Source organism: Megasphaera sp. NM10, assembly GCF_000417505.1.
Lineage (GTDB): Bacteria > Bacillota > Negativicutes > Veillonellales > Megasphaeraceae > Megasphaera > Megasphaera intestinihominis.
On the sequence record NZ_APHY01000098.1, the window covers coordinates 1 to 3,807 of the forward strand.

A 3,807-nucleotide genomic window follows, 5' to 3' on the forward strand; every position below is an offset into this window, starting at 1 on the left:
TCTGTAAGGCAGGCGCTCTCCCAGCTGAGCTAATCGCCCAAGTGGTGACCCCTACGGGATTTGAACCCATGTTCTCGCCGTGAAAGGGCGATGTCTTAGACCGCTTGACCAAGGGGCCACATAATGTGGAATGTGGTGATCCACCCGAGATTCGAACTCGGGACACCCTGATTAAAAGTCAGGTGCTCTGCCAACTGAGCTAGTGAATCATAATGGCAGGGGTAGTAGGATTCGAACCTACGGATGACGGAGTCAGAGTCCGTTGCCTTACCGCTTGGCGACACCCCTGTATGGCTCCTCAAGTAGGACTCGAACCTACGACAAATCGGTTAACAGCCGATTGCTCTACCAACTGAGCTATTGAGGAATAAATGGAGCGGAAAACGAGACTCGAACTCGCGACCCCCACCTTGGCAAGGTGATGCTCTACCACTGAGCTACTTCCGCATGTGTGTTGTCTGTTTCAGAAGACTTGATTATAATACCAAATCCGAAGGATTCTGTCAAGGGATTTTTTGAGTATTAAGTTTGCAGTTTGTAGTTTTTAGTAAAGGCTTTTAAATTTAAAGCCATCTTCTACAAACTACAAACTCCGTACTACAAACTATAAAGAGAAAGGGGCCTCGCATAATGGCATGTGCCTTCGTGCGCCCCCTAACTCCTACCTGCTAATCGCTAATGATTTTAGCCTTGAAGACCAGGGCTACGTCGGCGTCGGAACAGCAGAATTCGGCTTCTCCTTCCGGCTGTCCCGGAAGCTGGCCGCCATAGCGCAGGATATCGACATAGGGAAAGGCACAGTGCAGGGCCATGGGACAGATTTTTCCCCGGTCCGTATCGTAATCAAAGGTTTCCCCGATGTGATGGCCGCGATGGCAGCCCATAGTCCCCAGTTTCCCCGTAATCGTAAGCTGGATAGCGGGACGTTTTCCTCGTGACATGGTGTTCTCCTTTGTGGATAAGTAAGCAGAAATTATCGCATTAAGCTATCGGCTTTCGTGCGGCAACTCTGTTTCACACTGTAGGGGTCGCCACGTGGGCGACCCGTTGGGCATTGGGTGACGCTCTCTCCAAGCTGGAAAATCGCTCATATTCCGGAGCGGGCTTGCCACGTGCAAGCCCCTACAAGATTGCAGGTTACGGAATCGCAAACAGCCGCTTGGCGTTTTCTGTGGTCGCCCGGGCCACTTCGGCGGCGTCTATGCCCCGCAGGGCGGCGATTTCTTCGGCGACGTAGTGGACATAGGCCGGTTCATTGCGCTGGCCGCGGTGGGCCTGGGGCGTCAAGTACGGGCAGTCCGTTTCGATGAGCATGCGGTCTAACGGCAAATGGGACGCGACGCGTTTGGCCCGTTTGGAATTGGGATAGGTCAAGGGCCCGTCAAAGCCGAAATAGAAGCCCATGCGCAGCAGTTCGTCCGTCATTTCCAGACTGCCTGAATAGCAGTGGAAGACGCCGCGGATGCCCTTGCCGTACTGGCGCAGGATGTCCAGCGTGTCGCCGTGGGCTTCGCGGTCATGGATGATGATGGGTACGTCGAGTTCCACAGCCAGTTTGACCATGTCGATGAAGACGGCCTGCTGGACATCCCGGGCCGGTTCAGGCCAGTGATAATCCAGGCCGACTTCGCCGACGGCGACGACTTTCTCTTCCGACTGTATCCATTGGCGCAGCTTGTCGACATCGCCGTCCTGGGCCTTGGCCGCTTCTTCGGGATGGATGCCGACGGCGGCATAAAGACCGTCGTGTTCCCTGGCCATGGCGATGCACTGGGCTGACGTTTCCATATCCGTCGCCGGGCAGATCATGAGGCCTACGCCGGCTGCGGCCGCCCGGTCGAATACGGCCGGACGGTCTTCAGCGTAAGCGCCGTCATTGACGTGGCAATGGGTATCGAAGAGCATCAGCGGACCCGGCTTCCCGGTGCCATGCCGTCGACGAAAGCGACCTGCAGGTTATCGTTGCCATCGGAAGCAGCCAGGAGCATGCCTTTCGATTCAACACCGCAGAGCTTGACCGGTTTCAGGTTGGTGACGACGATGACGCAGTGGCCGATGAGGTCTTCCGGTTTATAGTACAGGGAAATACCGCTGACGATCTGGCGCGTTTCCGTACCGAGGTCGACTTGCAGTTTCAACAGTTTCTTGGCTTTAGGTACTTTTTCACAGGCTACGATTTTGCCGACGCGGAGGTCGATCTTGCTGAAATCGTCGATAGTGATTTCCGGCTTCGTCGGTTCCTGGGCAGCCGGGCAGGCCTGAGCGGCTTTCTTTTCTTCTTCCGCTTCGGCGACTTCTTCCTTCAAATCGTAGCGCGGGAAGAGGGCATGGCCTTTGCAGACCTTCGTATCAGCCGGATAACGGCCCCATTCCTGGGCAGCCGGCAGGTTGGCTTCGGCAAAGTCACCTAAGCCGAGCTGTTTCCACATTTCCGCTGCGCTGGCCGGGATGAAGGGGCTGACCAGGGTAGCGATGATGCGCTGGGCTTCGAGGAGATTGTACAAGACCGTCTGCAGGCGCTGGGCTTTGGCATCGTCTTTGGCCAGGACCCACGGCGTCGTTTCGTCGATGTATTTATTGCTGCGGCGGATGAGGGCCCAGACGTCGTTGATGGCATCGTTGATCTTCATGTCGTCCATGTAGGTTTCAAAACGTTTTGCCGTTTCCACAGCGCACGTTGCCAAATCGTCGTCGACCGGTTCTTTGACCGTCGGGCCGGCAGCGACGCCGCCTTCGTATTTTTCGACCATAGCCAGGGTACGCTGCAAGAGGTTGCCCAAGTCGTTGGCCAAATCGGAGTTGATGCGGTTGATGAACGACGGCAGGGAGAAGTTGCCGTCCTGGCCGAGGCGGATTTCCTTCAGGAGGTAGTAACGGAGCGCATCGGCGCCGTAGCGGTCGATGAGGGGGATCGGGTCGACGACGTTACCCAAAGATTTACTCATCTTCGTGCCGTCAACGATGAGCCAGCCATGACCGAAGACTTTCTTCGGCAGCGGCAGGCCGCAGCTCATGAGCATGATTGGCCAGATGATGCTGTGGAAGCGGACGATTTCCTTGCCGACCAGATGCAGGTCAGCGGGCCAGAATTTCTTGAATTTTTCCGGGTCATCGAGATAGCCGGCAGCCGTGACGTAGTTGACCAGGGCGTCGAACCAGACGTAGACGACGTGTTTCGGGTCCCAGGGGACCTTGATGCCCCAGTCGAAGGACGTACGGGAAACGCAGAGGTCTTCCAGGCCGCTCTTGACGAAGGAAATCATTTCGTTGCGCCGCGATTCCGGCTGGATGAAGTCCGGGTTTTCGTCGATGAATTTCAGCCAGCGGTCGGCGTATTTGTTCATCTTCAGGAAGTACGCTTCTTCCGAAACGAGTTCCAGCGGACGGCCGCAGTCCGGGCAGACGTGTTTGCCTTCGGGCAGCTTGTTTTCCGGCCAGAACGTTTCGCACGGCGTACAGTACCAGCCTTTGTATTCACCTTTATAGATATCGCCGTTGTCGTAGGACTTCTGCATCAAAGCCTGGACGACTTTTTCATGGCGTTTTTCTGTCGTGCGGATGAAGTCATCATTGGAAATGTTGAGTTTTTTCCAGAGCTGCTGGAAGAGGGCGACGATTTCGTCGACGTATTCAATCGGTTTGACGCCTTTTGCTTCGGCTGCACGCTGGATTTTCTGGCCGTGTTCATCCGAGCCGGTCAGGAAAAAGACGTCGTCGCCGCGCAGACGGTGGAACCGTGCCAGCGAGTCGGCAATGGTCGTGCAGTACGTGTGCCCGATGTGAAGTTTGGCACTTGGATAGTRAATA

General features: G+C 55.8%; 3 protein-coding genes and 5 tRNA genes. All 8 read right to left on the minus strand.

Translation table 11 applies throughout. The annotated features are described in order from the left end of the window. Positions 1 to 42: 42 nt before the first annotated feature. A tRNA-Glu gene (locus NM10_RS12160) sits at positions 43 to 118 on the minus strand. A 15-nt stretch (positions 119 to 133) separates the two neighbouring features. Then, positions 134 to 209 (minus strand) — tRNA-Lys (locus NM10_RS12165). Positions 210 to 213: 4 nt separating this feature from the next. Next, a tRNA-Gln gene (locus tag NM10_RS12170) sits at positions 214 to 288 on the minus strand. Positions 289 to 291: 3 nt separating this feature from the next. Next, positions 292 to 367 (minus strand) — tRNA-Asn (locus NM10_RS12175). Between the two features lie 5 nt (positions 368 to 372). Then, positions 373 to 447 (minus strand) — tRNA-Gly (locus NM10_RS12180). A gap of 221 nt (positions 448 to 668) precedes the next feature. Further along, positions 669 to 941, minus strand: coding sequence for a TIGR04076 family protein (locus tag NM10_RS12185; RefSeq protein ID WP_036201044.1), 273 nt, complete (start codon positions 939 to 941; stop codon positions 669 to 671). A gap of 196 nt (positions 942 to 1,137) precedes the next feature. Further along, positions 1,138 to 1,905, minus strand: coding sequence for a TatD family hydrolase (locus NM10_RS12190; RefSeq protein WP_020311843.1), 768 nt, complete (start codon positions 1,903 to 1,905; stop codon positions 1,138 to 1,140). Next, positions 1,905 to 3,806, minus strand: a complete 1,902-nt coding sequence (gene metG, locus NM10_RS12195; RefSeq protein ID WP_020311844.1) for a methionine--tRNA ligase — start codon at positions 3,804 to 3,806, stop codon at positions 1,905 to 1,907. The genes NM10_RS12190 and metG overlap by 1 nt, the downstream gene beginning before the upstream one ends. Between the last annotated feature and the right edge of the window lies 1 nt (position 3,807).